Genomic DNA, 24,416 nt, shown 5'->3' on the forward strand with positions numbered 1-24,416 from the left:
TATGAAATTTATAGATGAAGTCGAATTAGAACTAAGAGGTGGAAAAGGTGGCGATGGAGCCATTAGTTTTAGGCGTGAAGCTCATGTTGCAAATGGAGGACCAGATGGTGGAGATGGTGGAAAAGGTGGAGACATCTACTTTAGACCTAATTATGGAATTAACACTCTTTTAGATTTACAATTTAGAAAAATTATCCGAGCTGAAGATGGTGAAAATGGTAAAAGAAAAAATCAATATGGAAAAGGTGCTGAAGACACTATTATTGAAGTTCCTTTTGGAACACTTGTTTACGAAAATGATAAATTAATTGAAGATATTGTTGAAGAAAGGGATTATTTAATTGTCAAAGGTGGGCAAGGTGGAAGAGGAAATCTTAAATTTAAAACTCCAAGAAATGGTGCTCCTTTCATGAATGAAAATGGATCTTTTGGAGAGAAAAAAAGATTAAGATTGCAATTACAAATTTTAGCTGATATTGGTCTTGTAGGTCTTCCTTCAGCAGGTAAAAGTACTCTTCTTTCAGTTTTAAGTAATGCCAAACCAAAAATTGGAGATTATGATTTTACAACTTTAAGTCCACAACTTGGATTGGTTAAATCAAGTGATTCTTCTTACACAATTGCTGATTTACCTGGGCTGATCAAAGGCGCAAGCGAAGGTAAAGGATTAGGCATCCAATTTTTAAAACATATTGAGCGTTGTCGTGTTATTGCTCATATTATTGATTTTGGATCAAAAGATAAAAATCCAATAAATGCTTATGAGCAAATTTTAGAAGAATTAAGGCTTTATGATGAGACTTTATTAGAAAGAACTCAATTAATTATTGCCAATAAAGAAGATTTAGAAGATTTTGAAACAAATTTAAATCTTTTTAGAAAAAAATTTCCAAAACTAGAAATTTTTCAAATTTCAGCTCTTACTACTAAAAATGTAAATGGTTTGAAAAACAAATTAGGTGAAATTCTATCAAAAGCTAAGAGCTATAGAAAAAAAATTGAAAAAACTGAGACTACAATTGTTTTTGAAAAAGATTTTGAAGTTGTTAAGAAAAGTGAAAATTCTTTTGAAGTTGTTGGTAAAAAAATTACTGATTTAGTTCAAAGAATTCCTTTTAATACATATGAAAATTTGATGAGATTAAATAACAAATTGAAAAATTTAGGAGTTTGAGAAGAACTGATTAAATATAATGTCAAAAATGGAGATTATGTAAAAATTGGCGAATTTGAATTAGAATGAAATAATGAAATTTCTACTTATAAATAAAAAAATAATGTTCATATGAACATTATTTTTAACTATTAAAAGTTATTTTTTTGAACAAGAACGATTACTTTCTTTTGATTTACAAGAACTTGATTCTTTTGGTTTGCAAACACAAACTTTGCATGTGCAGCCTTCTTTTCCACATTGTTTTAGATCTTTTTGTTCCATATTTACTCCCTGATTTTTAAGCATTAAATATATTTTGTTTATATAATGCTTTGATTATATTATAACACAAAAACTCTTTTGAAAAATTGTAAAAAATAATACTTTAGTATTATTTAAAGTTTAATTGCTTTTTTTGGTTTACAAACACAATTTTTTTCTTTGCAATCTTTTTCCATAAAAACTCCCATACGACACTAAAATTAATTTATAAGTATCTATTTATATTTTAACAATAATAATGAAATTTTTAAAAATTAAAAAAATAGCTTAGGGAATAATTACTTCAATTGGTTCTGTTGCAATTTTGCCTGAGATTGTAAATTCAACATTAACACTTATAGAATAATTTCCTGAAGTTATTTCTCCAGAGATTTTTTTAATGTAATAAATATTACTATTCAAATCTTTTTCAATAATAAAATCACTATTCATTAATAGGGCATTATTTAATTTAATTTCAACAAACGAAAAAGGATTTGATACATTTAATAAATTTAAAGTATTCAACAATAAAGGAGCTTTAATTGCTGCTAAAATTTTTGGATCTGGATCTTTTTCAATACTAACTGGGAGTTTTGAAATATTAAAATTTAAAGTTTGTGTTCCAATTAAATTAGTTCCTCTTTTGATTTCTACTTCAATGAAATAATTTCCAGGTTTTGCAATAAAGTTTTCTTTTAATTTTAAAAAAGACTTTGAAAGAGAATTAGCTGTCGAAATAGTTGAAGGTTCAAGCTTAAATTCATTTATTACATCTGATCCTTTTGTTGCACTTGCAATAGTTGTTGAATCAAATTTTAAAGTTTTTAAAGCATAACTAATATCACTTGTTCCTGTATTTTGATTTATTTCAACAAAGTTTGTTTGAATACTTTGAATTGGTCCATATAGGTGAGCAAAGCTTTTAATGCTAAAAGTATTAGGAATGGAAGTTGTTGTTCCACAAGAAATTACAGCAAAAGAAATGGTTGATACTGATATTGAACCTATTATTCCTATTAATCCATATTTAAGTTTTTTATTTATAATCATATTTCTCCTAATTTAATATCTATTATAAAAAATTATATCACATTCATTTTTTTATCTTTTTTTTGATTTTTTTTACATAATTAAAACATGCAAGAAAAAACTAGACTAGAAAAATATTTGGATAACAAATTAAAAAATGAAATTTGTTCAAGAGAAGAAGAAAGATTTTTAATAAAATTCAATGGCAAATTGCATTTTAAAACAATAATTAATTGAATTGCTCTTTCTTTTTGGATTATGAATCTATTAGTTTTTCTTTTTTTCAATTTTCAAAATAGAAATTTTTTGCAAAATTCAAATACTTTGATTAGTTTTATTAGTTTAATGTCTATTACCGGAATAACATTAGTTTTTAATTTATGATTTGCACTATTTTTTACAAATAAATTACTAAAAATTAAGTTAAAAATTCAAATGACTTTAGAAAAAGAGTTTAATTTAATAGAGTTTTTGAATTGGTATTTTGTTAACGATTTTTCTTTTGAAAATTACTCTTATACAAATGATAGAAATATTTCTAATTTAGTTAATAATGTTTATTTTTTAAATAAATTGATTAGAAATAGTTATGATATAAATTTAAAAATACAAGAAAAAGGCATAATTTTTTTAAATAACAATACAAATGTTAAAACAATTTTGAACTCTATTGAAGCAAATAAATATTTGAAGGAAAATTTTTGAAAAAAAGCTTTGAAAAATATTTTTTATTTTTCTACTAAAAAGACAAATCTAAAATCATTAAAAGCAACTAATTTTGTTTTTACTTTTAAATCTCTTACTGAATTACAAAAAGAATCATTATTAAATAAAATAAAATTAATCAATACATCTAAAGAAGAAATTATTCACTTGGAAAATTTTGAAAATTTTACATATGTTGTTTTTGTAAATTTTTCTTATGATTTCAATAATTTTTCATATCAAAAATTAGATTTTACCAAAGGTGTTGAAAGTACTTTAAAAAATGTTTTAAAAGAAATGATAAAAATTTTGAAAATTTTTAACTAAAAGATTTAAAACCTAAAATACGTATATTCGTTTGATATTCTCTGCCATTTATTTCCATAGTTTTAATTAAGATTTCTTTACCATTGTTTAATAGGCTTAAGTGAATTTTAAGTGTCTTAATATTTTGATCATTAATACCTAAGTCAACTTTTCAAGCATTAATTCATTTTTGAGTATTTTCTCAAGTATGTTTTTCTAATTTTTCATTAATAATAACATTTGTATCATCTGATACATCATACAAAATTGTAAAATCATTTGCAATTTTAGTTTTATTTACTAAATAATAACTATAATAAAAGCTCCCTCAATTAGTATTTCTACTTAAATATGTTGTATTTTTAATATTTAATTCTTGAGATAATTCAAATTCCTTTTCAGGTAAAAAAACAATATAATTTTCTAAATTACCGTTTTTTAAGGAATTTATTAATACATCTATATAAGATATTTGTCCAAAAAACTTTGCATATGCTCCTGATGGTTTTATCCCTTCTGACGAATCGTAGTAATATAAATATCATAAAATTTGATTTTTCTCAAAATTACTATTTGAAGTAAATGAAAAAGAGTCACTTCCTACAATATGTTTGTTTACTAAATCAATTAAACCTGGAATTTTCGATAATCTTAACCCATCAATAATTGTTGCGCTTGCTGATAAGTTAGTAAAATTTCAAAATAGAGAGGCATTTGTAGAATATCTTCCAATTAATAATAAAGTTGTTGAAAACCTATATAAAGCTGAGTAATAAGGATTTTCTGTAATTGAACTTAGAGTGTTTTGCTTAGAAAAATCAAGATAAGAAGCATATAAACTTTTTGCAACTGAATTAACAATTGTTTTTAATTGTGATTGTAGATTGAATAAATTAGACAAATCAATTGCTGTTGAAGAACTAAAATTTTCCTTATTTTTTAAAGTCGTATAAAGAGGTGAATCAAGTCTAGATTTTTCAAATAATAAATTAATGAATTGACCTAAAGTATTTCCTTGGATCGTTCCTTTTTCAATACTTGTGCTTAATTTAAAAATTAAATTAATTCCATTTGATGCAAAATAACTTGAAACTTCTGATTTCAAAATTGAGATATCTATTTTACCTGCCAAAAAATTGAAAATATTATTTTTAAATAATTGAATTAAAGGTTCGGTTGCTACAAGAATTTCTTTGTTTTCAAATAAAGCTTTCATTAGTTGCTCAATCATTTGATTTAAAACTATTTCATCATTTTCATTAAGATTTTCCAGCACTAAAAATTCTTTCAACTTAGAACTCATCAAAAATAAATTAGAAGGTTTAAGAGCAATATCTTTTAAAAATGAAGTTAAAGAAATGAATAAATTTTCATCATTTATAAACATATCAATAACATCTTTTAGAGCTTCTTCTAGTTTTGGATTATTTTTAATTAAATTAGTAACATCAAAAAGAAAAGAATTTAAATTTGTAGAATCATTAAAAAAGTCTTGAAAACTACTAAAATCATTTCTTAACAAATCAGTAAGATTTTTTTTCAAAAATTTTATCAAAGGATTTTCTAAAGTAAAAATTTGACTTGAATTAAAAATTGCATCTAAAGATTCTTTTACAAAAATTTTCATTTTTTGATTTTGCACATCTGTTTTTTCATTAACTTTAATTGAACTAAAAATCAATGAAGTTAGAGAATTAAGAGTATTTTCAGTCACTATATAATTCTTTAAAAGTTTTCTTAAACTTGGATCTTCTATAAATAAATCAATTATTTTTTCAAAACTTATATGTAAGTTTGAATTCTTTTCTAAAGCATTAGAAAAATAATTAAGTAAATAAACTAGATTTTCTTTTTGCAAAATAAAATCAGCAAAATTTTGAAAATCTCCGTTTGTTATATTTATGAAATTATTTTTTAAGTACTTTAAAATTGGATTTTCATTTTCAAAAAAAGAAGACTCTTCACTAATTAAAGAATTTAGCATTTCTTTAATGAAATCTTTAAAAATATTTCTTTGTTCTTCGTTTAATTCAAGTTGGATTGAATCTTCTAAAAGTAAATTTAATTCAATTTCAATCAAACTTGAAAAGTAAATGTTATCAAAAACATTTTTAAAAATGCTTTTTATTGATTTTACTAATTTTGAATCGCTAAAATCAAAAACTTTGTTTAAAATATCAGAAAAAGAATTTGCCGCAATTAAAATTTTTGGATTTTCAAGCAATTTAGAAAATAAAATTTTAATCAATTCTTGAGAATCTGTATCAAAAATGACTTTTTCTAAAGGTTCAATAGCCAACCCTGTTAAACTTTTTAAATATCCAGTAATAAGTTCTTTACTAGCTTTTGAGCTATATAATAAGTCAACAAAACCAGAAATGATATCGTTCAATAGATTTACTTCTTTTAGTAAATCAGTTTCAGAAATTGTTTTTATTGCAAGTCATAAAATTTCGCTTTTTGTAAATGTTTTGATAAAAAAAGAACTTATAACGTCTTCTGTTAAAGGTGTATTGTTCTCATTAGAAAAAACTTGAAAAGAACTCAAAATTTCTACAAATAAATCAGATTTAATTAATTTGCTTATAAAATCTTCAAAATTATTTTCATTGAAAATTAAAGAATTTAAATTTTTAAAAACTTCATCTAAAAGTTTTTCGTTGTCTGAACCAAATAAATCATTAAGAACGCTTTTATTACTATTAAAAAAACTTTTGAAGAATTCTTTTAACCTAATTGAATTAGAATCTATAGAAATAAATTCACTAAAAAGTTCTTGTAAAGTTAAAATGCTTTGATTAGAATTTAAAATGTATTGATGATTTTGACTAATTAGTTTATTTTTTTCATCAAAAAGTTTAGTTTCAGAGTTTTCAAAAATAATTTTTAAAAATTCTTCTATATATTTTGAACTTTGATGTTGTTTATTAGTTTCAGGTTCTAATATTTCAAATTCAAATTCTTGAAAATAAGAATCATAATTTCTTTTAAAAAATGTTTCATCTAACTTACCTAAAATATCTGATTCTGAAGACAATTTTAAAGAATCATAAGAATCAAAATTGTATTTAGGTAATGCAAGTTTTAAAACTATTTCTTGAGCTATTTTTTGATAACCAAATGTACTTGAATGAATATCAAAAATATTTGCAGCTACTTTATTAGTATTTTCTTTTCAAAATACTTCATCATAAACATCAAGAAAATTAATTCTTTTTTCAGTCTTATTTTGAGTCAGAGAATTAAAATTATTTACTGCTAGTTTTATTGAATTATTTAAACTGGATAATAAAAAATCTGAACTAAATTCTTTTAGATTTAATTTTTCAAAAATAGAATCAATAAATGGAAGTAATTTTAATAAAGGGGCAGGATAAGAAATTACTTCAATGCTTGCATTTTTATTTGTTTTTCTTAATTCAGTAAATATTTTAATTAAATTGGTTTGAATCTCTTTTTGAGTTTTATCTAAAAGTTTTTTTAAATCAGAAATGTTTAAATTTTTTGATGAAATTCCCAAAATAATTTTTTGAAGTTCATCAAAAAATGTGCTATCAAAAAAATCATTAGCACCTAAAGTAAGAGTTATCAAATTTGATTCTTCTAATTTGTTTATTAATTTTTTGTTCATTAATAATGGGTCGTTTTTTCAATTAGGAAAATTCTCGTTCAATCTATCTAATTGAGGATTGTTATTATTAGTTTTATCTCTTTTTTCATTATAAAAAAAATTTTCTTTTAAATTTTCATTATAAAATTCATCATATCTATTTGGCGATAATAAATATAATCAATTTTTAATTGTTGAACCTGATAAAGCAAAATTATCAAAAGAAGAAACAAAATCTTCATTGATGGATTGAATATATTGAACTAAAAAAGAGCCATAACTTAGTCCTGATATCTCTTTTGTTTCTTGGTTAAACTTACCCGGCAAATCAAATGAATATTGAGCATTATAACCTGCTGATACACTATCGCCAATTGATAAAATCTTTAATGGACTTTGAGCATTAATCAGTTTTGAAGAATTATTCACATTAATTAATTTAGTTATTTCTTGATTATCTATTTTAATTTTCAATTCAATATTAGTATCCAAAGACGAACGTGAAGGATTAGTAATGATTTCAAGTTCAATATCTTTGTCTTTAATAACTTGATTTGTTGAATTTTTAAAAGTAAAATATGATTTCAAAGTATGTGGAATCTCTTTATTAATATTTATAAAATCATTGTAAGTTAAAGTTTTTCCAATTTCGTTCAATTCAATATCAAAAGTTTGATCAGAAGAAGTTTTAACATTTGAAGAACAAGCAATAACTACAGTAGGGATAATTCCTACTAAAGAAATTGCAGAAATGGTAGTGGATAAAAATTTTTTTTTCTTTTTCATTTTGTCTGTTTCCTTAAAAATAACAATTTAAGTTATTAACTTAATTCTAACCTTTAAAAAATGATTTTTTTGTTATATTCACTTTATTTTAGAGAATATATTTTTAAAAAATTAACCTATTGTTACATCTTCGGAAATATATTCATAAGCATAGCTTTTACTCTTTTTATTTCCTGCAACAAGAATTGTGGAAGAAATACCTAATTGACCAATAAACATTATAAAAATTAATAATATTTTAGAAAAAATATTTAATGAAGAAGTAATTCCTAAACTAAGACCTGTTGTTCCAAAGGCAGAAGTAACTTCAAAAATAGCATTTATAACATTTCTAGGTCCATTTGTTGTATTTGATAGACCTGTAGAAAATGATGTTAAAACTCCAAAAATACCTATTGTACATAAAATTGTAGAAACTGCTAAAACAGTGCTTGCTCCTGATGAAGTTTCAAAAGGAAGTCTTCTTTTGAAAACTCTAACTGAGCTTCTACCAGTTGCTCTAGCAATTATTGACAAAATAATTACTGCTAATGTAATTGTTCTAATTCCTCCTGCAGTTGAAGCAGGTGCAGAACCAATGAACATCATTATTGAAAAAACTAAAATTGAATTAGTTGTTAATTTATTTAAATCAAATGAAGAAAATCCCGCATTTCTAGTGGACATTGTATTAAAAATTATAGCCATAATTTTATCACCTTGAGAAATAGGTTGTCCATTTATTTCTTGTATTCCTCAAATTGTCTCTGGACTAGATGAAAATATTTCAAAAATAAAAACTAAAAGTAGCCCAATGAAAGCAACAATTAAATATGTAGTAACACTTATTTTTGTAAATAAAGAAAATCGATGTCTTTCTTTATTTAGTCTATGTTTTGGGACAATTTTATATTTCAATTTTGTGTATACATCAAAAATTACTGGGTAACCCATACCACCTATAATAAATAAAATTAAGAAAATTATTTGTATAGTGTAATTTTTAAAATAGGGGGCAATACTATTTGCTCCAATAATATCAAATCCAGCATTATTTATTGCTGAAATTGAATGAAAAAATCCATATCTTATAGATAGTGAAATATCTCCTAGAGGATCTGCATTAGTATTACCTATAAAATTTCCGGGAACAAAGTAAAAATAAAAAGATAAAACTATTGCTCCTATTATCATAATAATTGCAAGAATTCAAATACTTGAAAGAACAATTTTTCTTGTTTCTCCTACAACAGAACTGCCTCTTTCTGCGCTTAAAACATTTCTTTCGACAAGTTTCATAGAGTAATTTTTACCTTGTAAATTAGTTACGAAAAGATTAATAAAATAAGCTTTTAAAGCAAAAAAACCAAATCCCCCCAACAAAATTACTATAGCAATAATTGTTTGACCAAAAATATTATATGTTAAAGCTGTTGGTGAAACAGTCAAACCAGTATCACTAAAAGCACTAGCAGAAGTAAAAAGTGCATCAATATAACTTACATTAGCACCTTGATTATGAGAAAATTTTCCTCACAAAAGTAAAGAAGTTATTATTGTAATAAGAAAATAAGTTAAGAAAATTCTTTTAGGAGTAGATAAATTTCTAAAAAAGTGAAAAAAACCATTTGAAATTTTTTTGTTATTTGTTCTATTGAATCTACTAAATCTAAAATTACTTCGTAATTTATTTTTAAAATAAGCTCTTTGAAACATATTAGAATTATAGAGAATTTTAAAGTTTTTTGGTATTTTTATTTTATTATTGCAAATAGTTTAAAATGATTATGTATATGAAAAAAGATATTTGTGTAATTGGAACAGGGAGATTTGGCCTTGCAATCATTGATCAATTAAGTAAAATGAAGCAATATTCAATTTTAGCTATTGACAAAAATGAAGCAACCTTATCTTCTGTTTCTCAAATTGTAACTTCAGTTGCAATTGCAGATGCTGCAGATTTAAGAGCTTTAAGTGGTTTGGGAGTAGCAAATTTTGATACAGTCATTGTTGCTCTATCAGATAATATTGAAGTAATTGCAGCTCTTTTAGAATTGAATGTTAAAAATATTATCGCAAGAGCGAATTCAAAAAGACATGCTCGGGTTTTAAAACAAATTGGAGTAGATGTTATTATTAGACCTGAAGAAGAAGCCGGAATAAGAACTGCTTTAATTGCTACTAATCAAAGTTTTATTAAGTATAGTGAACATCTTCAAGAAGTTGGAGATGGTTATGTAATTGGTTCAATTATTTTAAGTAATTCTCAAATTTCTGACAAACCTTTAAAAGATGTTAATTTTAATAATAAAGGTGTTAGTGTGGTTTTAGTAAAAAGAGGTGTTAGTTCAGTTCTTCCATCAGGAAATCTAACATTAAAATTAGGAGATATTATTACTGTAATTGGTTTAGTTCAAAATGTTACTAATGTATTTACTTTGATTTCTACAGATAATGAAAAAACAACTAAAGTAATTTTAAGAAAACGTCGTGAATTTTCAATTTTTGGTAAAAAAAATAAAGAAAAAACAGAAAATGCTTTTAAAGCACAAGATAATGGACTTATTTCTAAAACTAATAAAACAACAGAATTAATTTCAACAAAAAATAAAATTGTAGCAAGTAAAATTAAACCAAAAAATACTCAATAATAAAAAACAACCAATTATGGTTGTTTTTTATTATGATTTCACAAAAACTTATTTTTTTAATTCTTTAAGTCTTGCTGATTTACCTTTTAAATCACGCATGTAATATAATTTTGAACGACGAACTTTATTTTTTCTAAGTACTTCGATTGAAACAATTACAGGAGAATTAAGAGGAAATGTTCTTTCTACACCAACACTATTTGAAATTTTTCTAACTGTGAAAGTTTTGTGTGTACTGTAATTTTTAATAGCAATTACTAATCCTTCAAATGCTTGAATTCTTTCTTTTGCTCCTTCTTTAATACGTACAAGAACTTTAATATTGTCACCAGATTTAAACTCTGGTAAATCATTTCTTAATTGATCATTTTCAACAATGTCAAGTAATTTATTTTGCATTATTTTTCCTTTCTATAAGATCTGGTCTATTTTTTAATGTTTTTTCGTAAGCTTTTTGCTCACGTCATTGTTTTATTTCTTTGTGATTTCCATTTAACAAAACTTCTGGGACATTCATATTTTTGTATGTTGCTGGTCTAGTATATTGTGGATAATCTAGTAAATTGTTCTGAAAACTATCATTTTTATAGGATTCTTCTTTAATAACACCTGGAATTAGCCTAATTGTTGAATCTGCAATTACCATCGAAGCTAATTCTCCTCCAGTTAAAACATAATCTCCAATTGAATATTCTTCATCAATTAAATTTCTAATTCTTTCATCAAAACCTTCATATCTACCACAAATAAATGTTAAATTTTCTTCTTTGGATAATTTTAAAGCATCATCTTGAGTAAATGGTTTGCCTTGAGGTGATAAAAGAATTCTTTTACCTTTGGTATTTTCAAGTGCTAAATCAATTGGCTCTATTTTTAAAAGCATTCCTGATCCGCCACCATATATTTCATCATCTACTTTTTTTTGTTTTCCATAAGCAAAATTTCTAAAATCAATAATTTCAATATTTATCAATTTTTTATCAATTGCTTTTGCAATAATAGATTCGTTTTTAAATGGAATAAAATAATTTGGAAATATTGTTAAAAAAAAAGTTTCATTAGATTAATTTTTTTGCCTTTTTTGGTGATATTGTTCCATTATTTTTTCCTTTTTAAATAATGTTTTAGTTGTTTCAGTTGGTTTTGCTCCAAGATCTAATCATTTAAAAACTAATTCTTTTTCAATTTTTAAATCCTTAGAAAAAGGATTATAATAACCTAATTCTTCAATAAAACGCCCATCTCTAGGTGCTCTTGCATCAGCTGCTACGATTCTATAAAAAGCATTAAATTTACTTCCCATTCTTTTAAGTCTTAACTTAACCATTTTTTTCCTCCTTTATAAGTAAATTAAAGTCATTTTATCACAAAAAAATAAAGTTAAGTAGTTTTACTTAACTTTATTAAATATTTACTCAAGCTTGAATTCATCAAATTGGTAAAATATTTGGAAAATTTGTATTTATGACAATTAAGGCTATAAATGCAAAATATATAAATATTATAAAAGCATCTTTTCAAGATAAAGAAAGTTTTCTGTATCTCATTCTCTTTTTATAAGGATCGTATCCTCGTGATTCCATTGCATTTGCTAAATCATCTGCTTTTGCAAATGCTGAAACAAAAAGCGGAATTATTAAAGTTATTGTTGATTTTACTTTTGCTTTTAAATTACCATTTTTAAAATCCACACCCCTTGAGGCTTGGGCTTTCATAATTCTACTTGTTTCATCTAAAAGAGTTGGAATAAAACGCAAAGTTATTGAAATAATCATTGAAATAATTTGGACTGGAAATCTTATTAATTTTAGTGGATATAAAATATTTTCTATGGCTACTGTTAAAAGTACAGGTTTAGTTGTATAAGTAAGAATGGTTGTGACTAAAATTAAAGCATAAATTCTTACAATAATTGAAATTGTTCTGATAATAGAAACATAACTTAAAGTAAAAATTCATCAAGTTCCATAATTAATACTGTAAATATTACTTGCTAATAATCCAATAGGTAAACCAGAATTGTTTGGAGCAGTTGCAAGACCTCTCAAAGATTCTCCTGTAACAAGTCACATATTAATTAAAAATATAAAAATTCCGACATAAAGGGGTAGTCTAAAAATTCTTATCAATCCTTTTGGATTCTTTGTTGCTATTAAAAATGCAATAATAACAGGAATTAATAAAAATGCATAAACAATAAAATCATTAGCAATAAAAAATAAAACCAATAACAAAATATTCCCAATGAATTTAACTCTTGGATCTAATCTATGAAAAAAAGTGTTATCTTCAACATAACGACCAATTGTTACACGCATATTAATTATTTTCTTTCGTTTTGTTTTTCGTTTCTAAATATTGATTAATTTCCCTTGCAAAATCTTCAATAGAACGAACCTTACTAAGGTTAATACCTTTATCTTGTAATAATTTTTTTAAGACTAATAATTTAGGGGGTTCCATCTCATTTTCTCTTAAAAAATCAACATCTTCTAAAACATCATAAGTTTTTCCATCTTTTATAACAAACCCATCATTAAAAAAAATTGTTCTATTTGTTCATTCTAAAGCATGATCCAAATTATGAGTAACAATGATAACAGTTTTTCCTTCACTATTTAGTTTTCCAAAAATTTCTAAAATTTCTTTTGATCCTTGAGGATCTAAACCAGCAGTAGGCTCATCAAAAATTAAAAAATCTGGGTCCATTGCTAAAATACCAGCAAGAGCAACTCTTCTTTTTTGACCTCCAGAAAGCTCAAATGGACTTCTTTGTAAATAATTTTCTGGTAAACCAACAATTGAAATGTATTTTTTAGCTCTTTTATAAGCTTCTTCTTTAGAAATTCCTAATGAAATAGGGCCAAAAGCAATATCTTTTTCAATTGTAGATTCAAATAATTGATATTCAGCAAATTGAAAAACAATTCCAATTTGTCTTCTAATTTCTTTTATTTGTTTTATTTTTCTTTTTGTTTTTTGTAAAATTACTTCAGATTCAATAAGAACAGGATTTTTTTTATCTTTTTGATCTTTAAATTTTCCTTTAATAACAATGCTTCCAATAGAAGGTAAATTCAAAGCATTTAAATGTTCAATAAAAGTAGTTTTTCCGCTCCCTGTTGGACCAATTATTGAGATGAATTCTCCTTGTTCAAAACTTAAACTTACTCCTTTAAGAGCAGTAAATTCAATTGGAGATTTTGGCTCAAATACTTTTGATATATTCTTAACTTCTATTTGCATATCTCACCAATTAATTTGTCTTGGTCATAGGTAGGATCAACATTTTTTAATAATTTTGAAACTCTATAAATAAAAGGAGAATCAATTTTTGCAATTTCAATGACTCTTTCATTTTTTAATATTTCCAAAGGATCTCCGCTAGCAATTAATTCGCCTTCAGCTAAAACAAGAACACGATCTGCTAAAATTGCTTCATCCATATCATGAGTAATTGAAATCAAAGTTTTTTTTCTTGTTTGTTGAATTTCTCTAATTAATTTTAAAACTTCTTTTTTACCTTTTGGATCAAGCATTGAAGTTACTTCATCAAAAATTATAATTTCAGGATCTAAAGCTAAAATTGAAGCAATTGCAACTCTTTGCTTTTGACCTCCAGATAAATATTGAGGTTCTCTATCTAAATATTTATCCATTCCTACTCTTTTTGAAAGGTCCAAAATAATTTTTTTCATTTCATTTCTAGGTATTAACTTATTTTCTAAGCCAAAAGCAATGTCATCTTCTACAGTTGCTCCAATAAATTGGTTATCTGGATTTTGAAAAATAATTCCAATTTTCTCTTGAAGTTTTCTTAAAGTAGATCTTTGCAATTTAATTCCATCAATATAAACATCTCCTGAAGTCGGTTTATAAAGTCCAGCAATTATTTTGCTTAAAGTACTTTTTCCAGAACCATTATGACCTAGAATTGCTGTATATTTTCCTTGCGGGAAATTAATACTAACATCATTTAAAGCAAATGATGTTCCTGTCGAATATTTAAATTTGACATTTTTTAATTCGATCATTGGTGTATTAATATTATCTGTACTCATAAAATCCTTTTGCTTATATATTATAGTTTATCTAAATACTCTTGGTTAAAAACACCTATAAAATCAATGTTTCTTAATTTTTCCTTTACATCTAAACCATAGCCTGCAAGAAATTTATTTGGAACTATAAATCCTGCTTTATCAACTTCAAGTTTATTTTTACGATTTACTCTTTTGTCTAATAAAGTTAAAATTTTTAATGATTTTGGTTGCTTCATTTTAAGCATTCCGACAACTTTTTCTAAAGTAATTCCACTATCAACAATATCTTCAATAATCAGTACATCTTTATCAAAAATATTTTGTTTTAAATCCATAACCACTTTAACATTTCCTGATGATTCGGTTGAACCTGAATAAGTGGAAAGAGTCATAAAATCTCAAATATGTTCAACAGTCACATTTTTTGCAAGATCAATTAAAAACGGTAAACAACCTTTTAAAAGTCCAATAAAAATTAAATCCTTACTATTTTTATAAGTTTCATTTACTCAATTTGCTAATTCTTTTACTTTGATTTGAATTTCTTCAGATGTAAATAGAATTTCTGTAAAACGTGGGTCATTAGATTTGTGCTTCATAATAGAATTTTAAAGAAAAAAATATTATTTTTACAAAAATAATATTTTTAAAAATTAAAATTAAAAAAGAGAAAATTAATTGTCTAAAAATTTAAGAATTTCTACTTCATATTTAGTTGGGGCATTTATTTCACGAACATCTCCAATTTTAGATCCCATAATTCCTTGAGAAATAGGGGATGAATAACTAATTTTATTTAAAAAAGGATCAGTTTCAAGAGTTCCTACAATTTTTACTTCAAATTGCTTTTTGTTATCAATTCTTTTTAATAATACTTTTGAACCAATAGTAACTTTTTTACTTTTAGAAGCATTTTGAATTTCAGTATAATTTTCTAGAATGTATTCGATTTCTTTAATTCTATCTTCAATTTGACCTTGCTTTTCTCTTGCTGAGTCATACTCTGAATTTTCAGATAAATCACCTTGAGCTCTTGCATCTTTAATTTCTTCAATGATTTTTGGTCTTTCAACATTAATAAGATTATTTAATTCTGTTTTATAAGTTTCAACACTTTCTAAAGTTAAATATAATTTACCATCATTAACTTGTGCATCAAATTCATTTTTATTGATTGGATCATTTTTTATTTTTGTCATATTTTCCTTTTTGAATTATTTTTTTGTTATTAAAAAAATTCCATTATTTATTTTTATCTCTTCAAAATAAGCTTTAACTAATTTTAAATGATTAATAAAATTTTTCTTAGTTTTTTTATTTATACTAAAATCATAAATTATAATTAAACCATTTTTTTTCAAATTTTTGAAATATTTTCCATAAAGATCATTTCAATTTTTTAAATCATCATTAAAAATAATAATGTCAAATTGTTCTTCTAAACTTACTTTTTCAATTACTTCTAGCTTATAAGTTATATTTTTTTTAAGTTCTAATAATTCTTGATATTTTTGTTTATTTAAATCTTTTTCTAAAATTTTAAAAGAAGCTTTTGTTTTATTTGAAAAAGAAAGAGGTTCATATCCGTTTGTTTTTCCTAAATAAAGACCATTTTTAAAATCATTTCTTAAAATTGTATTAATTGTAAATTCCACATACAAATCATTTAAAGCATTAGGGGATTTAGTTTTTCAATCTTCATACAATTCTCCTATATCTTCTCTTTTTAAAATTAAATTCATTCCAATTTTATTATCTTTCAAATTAATTTCAAGGATTTTTCTTCTCAGTTTTCTTATTCTTATTTGAATAAAAGTAAAAGAGCTAATTGCAAGAATTAAAACAACAATTATTGAAGAAATTAAAGCTATTTGTTCAGGGCTCATTAATTAATGATATTTCTTTTTTCAATTAAATTTTTATAAGAATCTTTGATGTCTTTGGAAAATTCTTCATAGTCTTCCTCATATTCATCTTCGTCTTCGTCATAATCACCATAATATTCTTCATCGTCATCTTCATCTTCGTCATCTTCATCTTCGTCATCTTCATCATCTTCATCTTCATCGTCGTCGTCTTCGTCATCTCCCCCATCAACTAAAGGACCACCGATACCTTCAAAATTATATTTTTCTGCTAGCTCTTTAAACTTATCAGATTGAATAAAATCTTCTCAAATTTGTTCAACAATTTTGTATTCATCTTCTTCTAAGTTACTTAATGAATTATCTTCGTTTAATTTACTGAAAAAAACTTCTTCTTTTATTGTGTAACAAATGAATGTATCTCCTGCTTCTTCGAAAGTGAATAAAACAATTCCTTTTAATTTTTTGCCATTTTCATCATATACATCAATTTCTCTTAAATCTTTTATCTCATTATTAATTTTCATCATATTTTTCCTTTATAAAATAGTTATTTAAAAAATCATTCAATATTATTTGCGCCGATATTTTATCTACTATTGTTTTTCTTTTTTTACTTTTCATTTCATTTATGCTTAAATTTGCCAATACAGATGAATTATACTCATTCACAAAAAATATTGGTAAGTTAATTTCTTTTTCTAAATGTTTTTTGAAATTTTCTACAAAAATTGTGCTTTTTGTTTTTTCATTATTAATTTTAATGGGCAACCCAATAACAATTGTATCAATTTGATATTCTAATAGAATTTTCTTGATTTCTAAAATAATATTATTAAAATTAGCATTTTTTTGAATAAAAGTTTTTAATGGAAGTGAAATTTTATTAGAATCATCACTTATAGCAAATCCTGTCCTTATTTTCCCTAAATCAATTCCAAGTTTTCTCATCGAATTAAATGATTCCTTTTTCTTTTAAAAGTTCAAATAAATCTTCTGCTTTTTCAATTTTCTTATCGATACTTCCTTGCGAAAGAATATTATTTCCTCCACCTTTTCCTTTATATTTTTCAAAAATTATATTAGAGATGTCTTTTGCAGAAAATTCCTTTGATCCAACACAAATGAAAAATTTACCCTTACTAATTTCAGAACCTAAAATAACTATTGCTTTTGGATTTTTTTCTCTCAATGTAGCAACTAAAGATTGTAAAGAAGCCATTTTTAAATTCATGTCAAAGATTATTTCAGTGTTTTTAAATTTCATAATGCTAAAATCAGACTCTAATTTTTCAAGTTTATTTTCTGAATTTTTTAAAAGCTTTTTATAATCAGATCTTGCTTGGTCAATATGTTTTGTTATTTGTTCATTTTGTTCATCTAAATTTTTACTTCAAGAAAAATTCATTTTATAACCTTGAAAAAGACTTTTATTTTTTTCAATCAAATTTTCTAAAACTAATTTATTTTTTGAAATTTCATCTTTTAAATATTCTTCAACAATTTTTTTACTAGTAATAGCTTTTATTCTAAATTTATTTTTTCCTTTTGAATCTAAAGAAATAATTTTGAAAGTTTCAATTTTTTTAGTATTTTCAATATGTGTACCACCACATAAATCAGCTGTTATTTTTGGGAAATTAACAATTCTAACTTCATTTGGATCCATGTATTCTTGTTCTTCTAAAGTCATAACAGCATTTAATTTTTTAGCACCTTCTAAAGTTGTGATAATATATTCTCTATCAACACTCATATTAATGTATTCATTTACTCGTTTTTCAACATTTTTTATTTCTTCTCAACTAGGTTTTTTAGATAAAGGAAAATCAAAAGTTAATCTTTCTTCGTTATTATCACTACCAAGTTGTTCAATTTCTTTTCCAAATTCTCTTGACAAAGCATTAAAAACAAGGTGTGTGCCACTATGATTTCTTTCTAATCCGATTCTAATATTAGAATCTACTTCTGCATTTATTAATTCAGACTTTAAAATTTTTCCTTTCACTTTATGGACATTATTTAAATGTTTATCTTTAAAAACTTCTAAAACTTCAATTCTATTTTTATCTTGAATCAAAAGTCCTTTATCATGTCTTTGGCCTCCTGCTGTTGCGTAAAAAGGTGTTTTATCTAAAATAAGATATGAAATTTCATTTTCAGAATTTGTAAAGTGAATTTCTTCTGTTTCATTTAGTAAATATAGAATTTTGGATTTAGTTTTTAATGTAGAATATCCTACAAATTCTGAAACTTTTTCTTTTACTAATTCAAGAGAATTTATCACTTTTTGCATTGCACTTGAATTTTCAGAACGACTTTTATTTGCATGTTCTTCTAAATATTTTGGAAGATTACTAATATCCAATTCTATTTCATATTCATCTTCTAATATTTCTTTGATAATTTCAACAGGAAATCCAAAAGTTGAAAATAATTCAAAGGCAATTGAAAAATCAAAAGTTAAATTATTTTCTTTGAAATATTTTGCAACTTGAGATTTATTTTCTATATCTATTGAATTATCCTTAGGGAATTTAGATTTAATTTTTTCTTTTAATAAGTTAATTCCTTCAGAAATTGTCTTTGAAAACATTTCTTCTTCTTTTTTTATAATTTTTGAAACTTTTTCAACATCAATATCATAAATAAGTGAATCTCTTACAATTTGTGTCATTTTGTGTAGAAAAGATTTTCCTTTGATTCCAAGAAATATCCCTGATCTATAAGCTCTTCTTATTAATCTTCTTATAATATATCCTCTACCATTATTAGATGGCTTTGCTCCGTCATTAATTGCATTAACAGCAGTTCTTAAATGATCTGAAATAATTTTAAAGTTCAAATTGATTTTTTCTTGGATTTTATCTTTTAAAAAATAATTATCAATTTTATATTTGTAAATCGAAAGTTTCTCTATTTCTTTAATAATTGGTAAAAATAAATCCGTTTCAAAATTTGTTGGAGTGTCTTGAAGAATGCATGCAAGTCTCTCTAGTCCTGCTCCAGTATCAATATTTTTTTGCTTTAATAATTCATAATTTCCATTACCATCATTATTAAATTGAGAAAATACAATATTTCAAATTTCTATATATCGATCATTTTCAATATCATTTTTCAATAATTCAATGCCTCTATTTGAATATTTAGGACCTCTATCATAAAAAATTTCTAAATTTGGTCCACAAGGACCATTTCCCATATCTCAAAAATTAGTTTTTCTGCTTCCTTTAATAATTTGTGAATCAGGAACATTCAAACTTTTCAAAATTTCTAAAGTTTCTAAATCTTCTGAAAAATATGTAAAGAAAATTTTTTCACGATCAAATTTCAAGACATCAAAAATGAATTCAAAACCAAAATTAATTGCTTCTTTTTTAAAATAATCTCCAATAGAAAAATTTCCAAGCATTTCAAAAAAAGTATGATGTCTTGCTGTTTTTCCTACATTTTCAATATCATTTGTTCGGATTGATTTTTGGCTATTTGTCAATCTTTTACTTGGTGGTATTTTTTTACCTGAAAAAAAATCTTTTAAAGTAGCAACACCTGAATTAATCCACAATAATGAATCATCTTTAATTGGAATTAAACTTTTTGAAGGTATTATTAAATGACCTTTTGATTCAAAAAAATTCAATCATTTATTTCTTATTTCTTTTGATTTCATTTTATCCTTGCCTTAATGGAATTGATTTAAATTTCCTTTATAATAAGTCTTGTTGATTATTCCGCCACCTACACAACTTTCGCCATCATAAATAACAACATGTTGTCCTGGTGTAACAGCTTCAAATTCATCCGGGTAGGAAATTTCTATTTTATTTTTATCTATATTCAAGATTTCTATTTTGATATCTTCTTGACGGTATCTAAATTTTGCTGTTAAATTTTTTTTATTAAAATTTTTGTTAATGAGGTTAAATTCGATTGCCTCTAATTTATCTGATTTTAAATAATTTTTGCTGTGAATGCTAGCAACATACAAAATTTTGTTTTTTAAATCATGACCTGCAACATAGTAAGGATATTTCATTCCAGACAAATTAATTTTTCTTTGACCTAAAGTATAGTACATTACTCCAACATGTTGTCCAACAACTTCATTTGTTTCTATATCAACAATATTTCCTGGCATATTAGGAATATAATTTTGTAAAAATTTATCAAAATTTCTTTCACCAATAAAACAAATTCCTGTTGAATCCTTTTTTTGAGCAGTCACTAAGTTATTTTCGGCAGCAATTTTTCTAATAACATCTTTTGTCAAATCTTTTAATGGAAAAATAATTTTTTTCAATTGATCACTTGAAAGTTGAGATAAAAAATAACTTTGATCTTTATTCCTATCTTTTGCTCTATATAATAAAGAATTTTCCACTTTAGCATAATGACCAGTTGCAATAAAATCTGGATTAAAATTTTTTTCAACATATTCAATAAATTTTCCAAATTTTATATATTTATTGCAAAAAATATCTGGATTAGGAGTTCTTCCTTGCCTATATTCTTCTATTAAATATGTAAAAACTTCATCATAATATTCTTTTACAAAATCCACTCTATAAATAGGAATATTTAATTGTGAAGCAATTTTTTTCGCATCTTCTCAATCTTTTTCTTGAGGACAAATATCCTGATTAATATCTTCATTGCCTAGAATATCATTATTTGCAAAAGAATCTCAATTACGCATAAAAACAGCAATCACTTCATGGTTTTGCTGATATTTTAAAATAAATGCTGTTACAGAAGAATCTACACCACCACTAAGAGCTACTACTATTTTGGACATTGAAATAATTATAAAATAATTTTTGTAAAATAAGCAACTTTTACTAAAACAAATTCATTTAAAATAAATTTTAAACTACAATATAAAGTCCTTTTCGTATTGAATGAAAATATTTGGATTTGCTATTTGTTCTATTCTTATTATTATTTTATGTGTTATTTCATTTTCTAATTTTGAACTAACAATTATTCCTCTATATAAATTATTTGAAATAAACACTTCAAAATCTTCCTTGACTAAATCTTTGAATTCTTTATTTGGAGAAACTGCTGAAGATTTTAATGGATTTGGTAATATCGAAAATATTTGCTCCAAAGTTTTTTGTGCAGTTGATTTTAAATTATTTATTGTATAACCTGAATTTGAATTGTTCAAAGTAGCTTTTAACATATTGTGTGAAATATCAAACGAAATAATTCTTAATACACCATTTGTATCATTTGCTCTGTCGATTACCAAATTAGAAATGTTGTATTGATTCATTTCAAGCATTGAATTATTAACCATTACATTTTCAATAATTTGTTTGAAATTAGTTTCATTTATTTCTGATGGTAAAAATTCTAAAGAAGCAACATTTTTTGGTGTTGGGAAAAATGTAACAATTGCATTGTTTAAATTGTTTTGATCATTTGTTAAAAAACCAGAAATTTCTCCAGTTGTTTTTTGTGTTGAAATTATTTCATTAAAATTTAAAAGCTTTATTTTGTATTCAAAATTTAATTTACCTGTTTCATCATCTACTACAATTGAATTAGGAATAATATTAATTTCATACTCTGCTAGATTAAGTGATTGAATTCCAAAACTAAATCCCGCAACTAAAGATCTTAATTGCGCACTGGAAGTATTAGAAATAAAATTACTATTTGTAATTATTAATTCTCCTACTTGACTTGGAAGTAAATTTTTCAAATTTATAGATGTAAAATTTACTAAAGTTGAAGCATTATCTAAAATAGCTTGATTTGGATTAACAAACCCTTTTACAATTAATACTTCTGTTTTTGAAAAATTTCCAACAATAATAGAAATGTTTAATGAAACTAGTGCTAATGAATCGTTAGAACTAATGCCATTTACAATAATTTGTGGATTAGATCCATTTGGTAAAACTTGTCTTTTTGCTAAATCTGACAACTCAACTGGTTGAAAATTATTTATCGTATAAGATGAAGGTCTAGCATTTTTATTAAGGTTTGGAAAATTAAAGTTTTGTTCATTAGATAAAAAAGAAATAATAAGATTTAAGTTTTGTTGATCAATTGATTGGTTAATTTTGAATCCTCTTACTTCGACAATATTATTTGGAATAATAATTTCTTGTGTTAAAGGGTTTAATGAATTAGCAACAGAAGTAATAGAATTAAAAACTAAATCATAACTAAATCTTAAAATTCCTGTTTCTAAATTTTTAGATGAAATTGAAATATTTTCAATTTTCATTGTTGGTTTAACATTATTGGAAATAAAATCAAAATTGTTTGTAATAAATGATTTATTAAAATTCTCTTTTAACAATAGTTGTAAAAAATTTTCTTCAAATGAAATGTTTGAATTTTCTCTTTCCAAAGAAGATATCAATAATCTTTCAAAACTAAATTCTATATCTGAATCAACAATCGTTTCAAGATCAAGATTACTTTTTCCAGTAGAGTCATTTGTTAAAATATTTTTAATTGAAAAAATGCTATTAATAGAATTTAAATTAGCACTTGGATTTACAATTGCTCTTCTTAAAATACTTGCATTTGATTGGTTAAATTTATCAAAATCTTCTTGATTTCTTTTTAAAAACCCTCCAATTATTTTAGTATATGTTTTTGGTGATTCAAGACCTTGTCCGCTAATTTCATATATTAAAGATAATTCTCCAGTTATAAAATTTACAGAAAAATCTTTTAAAGAATATATAAAACCAAAATCACTTGAAGGTAAATTATACAATTGTTCAAAAAGTGATTTTGAAATTGCATTTATTTCTTCATCTGTCCCACTTGATAAAATTGCTGGAGTAAAAATAGTTTCTATTCTTGTATTTAAGTTTTTCAAAATTGGATTATTTTCAGCAAGTTTTGAAGCATTTTCTAAAGTTAAAAATCCAATTAAATTTATTTGGAAAGTATCAGAAACATTTCTATTTTGAATAGATTCAATTCTCACTATTAAATTAACATTTGGTTGGGTTGATTCAGTTCCGTTGTTAGAATCAATGCTTGTTAATGAATATGAAAATAAATTTAAATCTTTTAGAGTTGCTTCATTAAAATTAGAAATTAAAGTATTTAATCTTAAATTTTCTAACTTTAATTGAGAAGCAATTTTTTGAGTTGGGTTTTGAAAATTAACAAAATTTATAAATGAATTAGAATTTAAAGTACCAATAGGGATACTATTGTTGAAAAGATTATTCTTTAAATGATTCAATTGAGTATTCAATTGATTTCTTTGGACTTGTAAATTATTCTGTTCAGAAGAAACTATGACTTCAATACTAAAAACATAAGGTAAATCATTTTCATGTATAATTTCAAAATCAATTGTTACTGAATTATTACTATTTAATCTTGATATTTTTGCATTATTAAAATTAAAATTAACAACACTAGGAATTGAATTTTCCATTAATGAAAATCTAAAATTATTTCCATCAACTAATATTTCAACAGCTTTTGCAGGGCTACTTAAAATAAAATCTTGAATTGAAAATTTTGCATTTGTCAATTCAGTGATTTTAATTAACCCAGGATTTTCAAAGGATCTAAAATTATTCAAAATTTTTAATACATCTTCAGAATAATTATTAGGTAAAAAATTTTTTACAGTGCTCTTATAAACAAGACTTGTATTATTCGGACCTAAAATAGTTACATTAAAAAGAATTTGACCTTCATCATCATTTGCTTGTGCTGTAGAAAAATCAATCGAATAATTAGAAGGTATGTTATTTGTTTTCAATGAAAAAAATCTTGATGGATTTTCTTTTGCTAATTTTAAAGCATCTGAAGCTTTTAAAGTATTTTGATTACGTAAATTACTTGAAAAAACTACATCAAATTTTTCCAAATTATTTAAAGAGTTGTTTGAGTTATCATTTGTTGTTTCTTTATTTGAATTTACACCTATAACAACTCCAATAGAAATTGCTGAAATTGTTGCTACAATTCCTGTTGCAACTAATAACCCTTTAAAAAGAACACTTTTTTTATCGAACATTTTTCCTC

Annotated in this window: 21 protein-coding genes; 3 read left to right on the forward strand and 18 right to left on the reverse strand. The window is 24.2% G+C overall.

The window, feature by feature from the left end; all coding sequences use genetic code 4:
- Nucleotide 1: 1 nt before the first annotated feature.
- Nucleotides 2-1,270 carry a GTPase ObgE gene (obgE, locus tag MMOB_RS02285; RefSeq protein WP_011264942.1) on the forward strand — a complete coding sequence of 423 codons (1,269 nt, stop codon included), beginning with the start codon at nt 2-4 and terminating at the stop codon, nt 1,268-1,270.
- Between the two features lie 42 nt (nt 1,271-1,312).
- Here obgE and MMOB_RS03705 read toward each other — a convergent pair whose 3' ends face one another.
- Nucleotides 1,313-1,438 carry a hypothetical protein gene (locus MMOB_RS03705; RefSeq protein WP_269076314.1) on the reverse strand — a complete coding sequence of 42 codons (126 nt, stop codon included), beginning with the start codon at nt 1,436-1,438 and terminating at the stop codon, nt 1,313-1,315.
- Between the two features lie 267 nt (nt 1,439-1,705).
- A complete protein-coding gene (locus MMOB_RS02295) occupies nt 1,706-2,470 on the reverse strand; it encodes a hypothetical protein (RefSeq protein ID WP_011264943.1) in 765 nt (254 codons plus the stop codon).
- An 87-nt stretch (nt 2,471-2,557) separates the two neighbouring features.
- On the opposite strand from MMOB_RS02295, the gene MMOB_RS02300 reads away from it, so the two are divergent.
- A complete protein-coding gene (locus MMOB_RS02300) occupies nt 2,558-3,481 on the forward strand; it encodes a hypothetical protein (protein ID WP_011264944.1) in 924 nt (307 codons plus the stop codon).
- Here MMOB_RS02300 and MMOB_RS02305 read toward each other — a convergent pair.
- Together MMOB_RS02305 and MMOB_RS02310 are read right to left on the reverse strand one after the other, a co-directional pair.
- Entirely contained in the window at nt 3,474-7,856 is a 4,383-nt protein-coding gene (locus tag MMOB_RS02305) for an SGNH/GDSL hydrolase family protein (protein ID WP_011264945.1), read from the reverse strand. The two genes, MMOB_RS02300 and MMOB_RS02305, sit on opposite strands and share 8 nt — an antisense overlap.
- Before the next feature lie 111 nt (nt 7,857-7,967).
- Entirely contained in the window at nt 7,968-9,551 is a 1,584-nt protein-coding gene (locus MMOB_RS02310; protein ID WP_011264946.1) for a TrkH family potassium uptake protein, read from the reverse strand.
- A 77-nt stretch (nt 9,552-9,628) separates the two neighbouring features.
- On the opposite strand from MMOB_RS02310, the gene MMOB_RS02315 reads away from it, so the two are divergent.
- Nucleotides 9,629-10,486 (forward strand): potassium channel family protein, encoded by an 858-nt coding sequence (locus MMOB_RS02315; RefSeq protein ID WP_307127499.1) that lies wholly within the window; start codon nt 9,629-9,631, stop codon nt 10,484-10,486.
- 48 nt (nt 10,487-10,534) lie between these two features.
- Here the strand turns inward: MMOB_RS02315 and rplS are convergent, their stop codons facing one another.
- The 14 genes from rplS to MMOB_RS02385 all read right to left on the reverse strand — a co-directional run bounded on the left by rplS (nt 10,535) and on the right by MMOB_RS02385 (nt 24,408).
- Nucleotides 10,535-10,885 carry a 50S ribosomal protein L19 gene (gene rplS, locus MMOB_RS02320; RefSeq protein ID WP_011264948.1) on the reverse strand — a complete coding sequence of 117 codons (351 nt, stop codon included), beginning with the start codon at nt 10,883-10,885 and terminating at the stop codon, nt 10,535-10,537.
- Nucleotides 10,875-11,531: a tRNA (guanosine(37)-N1)-methyltransferase TrmD gene (trmD, locus tag MMOB_RS02325; RefSeq protein WP_041362930.1), complete on the reverse strand. Its 657-nt coding sequence runs from the start codon at nt 11,529-11,531 to the stop codon at nt 10,875-10,877. Before trmD ends, rplS begins: the two co-directional genes overlap by 11 nt.
- Nucleotides 11,532-11,549: 18 nt before the next feature.
- The gene (gene rpsP / locus MMOB_RS02330; protein ID WP_011264950.1) at nt 11,550-11,813 is read right to left on the reverse strand and encodes a 30S ribosomal protein S16; all 264 of its coding nucleotides are present in this window, start codon (nt 11,811-11,813) and stop codon (nt 11,550-11,552) included.
- Nucleotides 11,814-11,889: 76 nt separating this feature from the next.
- Nucleotides 11,890-12,804 carry an energy-coupling factor transporter transmembrane component T family protein gene (locus MMOB_RS02335; protein WP_011264951.1) on the reverse strand — a complete coding sequence of 305 codons (915 nt, stop codon included), beginning with the start codon at nt 12,802-12,804 and terminating at the stop codon, nt 11,890-11,892.
- A gap of 1 nt (nt 12,805) precedes the next feature.
- On the reverse strand, nt 12,806-13,732 hold the full coding sequence (locus MMOB_RS02340; protein ID WP_011264952.1) for an energy-coupling factor transporter ATPase: 927 nt from the start codon (nt 13,730-13,732) through the stop codon (nt 12,806-12,808).
- Nucleotides 13,723-14,520 carry an energy-coupling factor transporter ATPase gene (locus MMOB_RS02345; RefSeq protein WP_041363111.1) on the reverse strand — a complete coding sequence of 266 codons (798 nt, stop codon included), beginning with the start codon at nt 14,518-14,520 and terminating at the stop codon, nt 13,723-13,725. The genes MMOB_RS02340 and MMOB_RS02345 overlap by 10 nt, the downstream gene beginning before the upstream one ends.
- 47 nt (nt 14,521-14,567) lie before the next feature.
- Nucleotides 14,568-15,128: a hypoxanthine phosphoribosyltransferase gene (gene hpt / locus MMOB_RS02350; RefSeq protein WP_011264954.1), complete on the reverse strand. Its 561-nt coding sequence runs from the start codon at nt 15,126-15,128 to the stop codon at nt 14,568-14,570.
- Nucleotides 15,129-15,203: 75 nt separating this feature from the next.
- A complete protein-coding gene (greA, locus tag MMOB_RS02355; RefSeq protein ID WP_011264955.1) occupies nt 15,204-15,728 on the reverse strand; it encodes a transcription elongation factor GreA in 525 nt (174 codons plus the stop codon).
- Nucleotides 15,729-15,743: 15 nt separating this feature from the next.
- Nucleotides 15,744-16,415, reverse strand: coding sequence for a BC85_0335 family putative methyltransferase (locus MMOB_RS02360; RefSeq protein ID WP_011264956.1), 672 nt, complete (start codon nt 16,413-16,415; stop codon nt 15,744-15,746).
- Nucleotides 16,415-16,921 carry a hypothetical protein gene (locus MMOB_RS03660; protein ID WP_050707643.1) on the reverse strand — a complete coding sequence of 169 codons (507 nt, stop codon included), beginning with the start codon at nt 16,919-16,921 and terminating at the stop codon, nt 16,415-16,417. Before MMOB_RS03660 ends, MMOB_RS02360 begins: the two co-directional genes overlap by 1 nt.
- A complete protein-coding gene (gene ruvX / locus MMOB_RS02370; RefSeq protein WP_011264958.1) occupies nt 16,911-17,345 on the reverse strand; it encodes a Holliday junction resolvase RuvX in 435 nt (144 codons plus the stop codon). The genes MMOB_RS03660 and ruvX overlap by 11 nt, the downstream gene beginning before the upstream one ends.
- 4 nt (nt 17,346-17,349) lie before the next feature.
- On the reverse strand, nt 17,350-20,067 hold the full coding sequence (gene alaS / locus MMOB_RS02375) for an alanine--tRNA ligase (RefSeq protein ID WP_011264959.1): 2,718 nt from the start codon (nt 20,065-20,067) through the stop codon (nt 17,350-17,352).
- A gap of 12 nt (nt 20,068-20,079) precedes the next feature.
- Nucleotides 20,080-21,192, reverse strand: coding sequence for a tRNA 2-thiouridine(34) synthase MnmA (gene mnmA, locus MMOB_RS02380; RefSeq protein WP_011264960.1), 1,113 nt, complete (start codon nt 21,190-21,192; stop codon nt 20,080-20,082).
- Nucleotides 21,193-21,267: 75 nt separating this feature from the next.
- Entirely contained in the window at nt 21,268-24,408 is a 3,141-nt protein-coding gene (locus MMOB_RS02385) for a hypothetical protein (RefSeq protein WP_011264961.1), read from the reverse strand.
- Nucleotides 24,409-24,416: the final 8 nt, after the last annotated feature.

The sequence above is a fragment of the Mycoplasma mobile 163K genome, assembly GCF_000008365.1.
Classification (GTDB): domain Bacteria; phylum Bacillota_I; class Bacilli_A; order Mycoplasmatales; family Metamycoplasmataceae; genus Mycoplasma_J; species Mycoplasma_J mobile.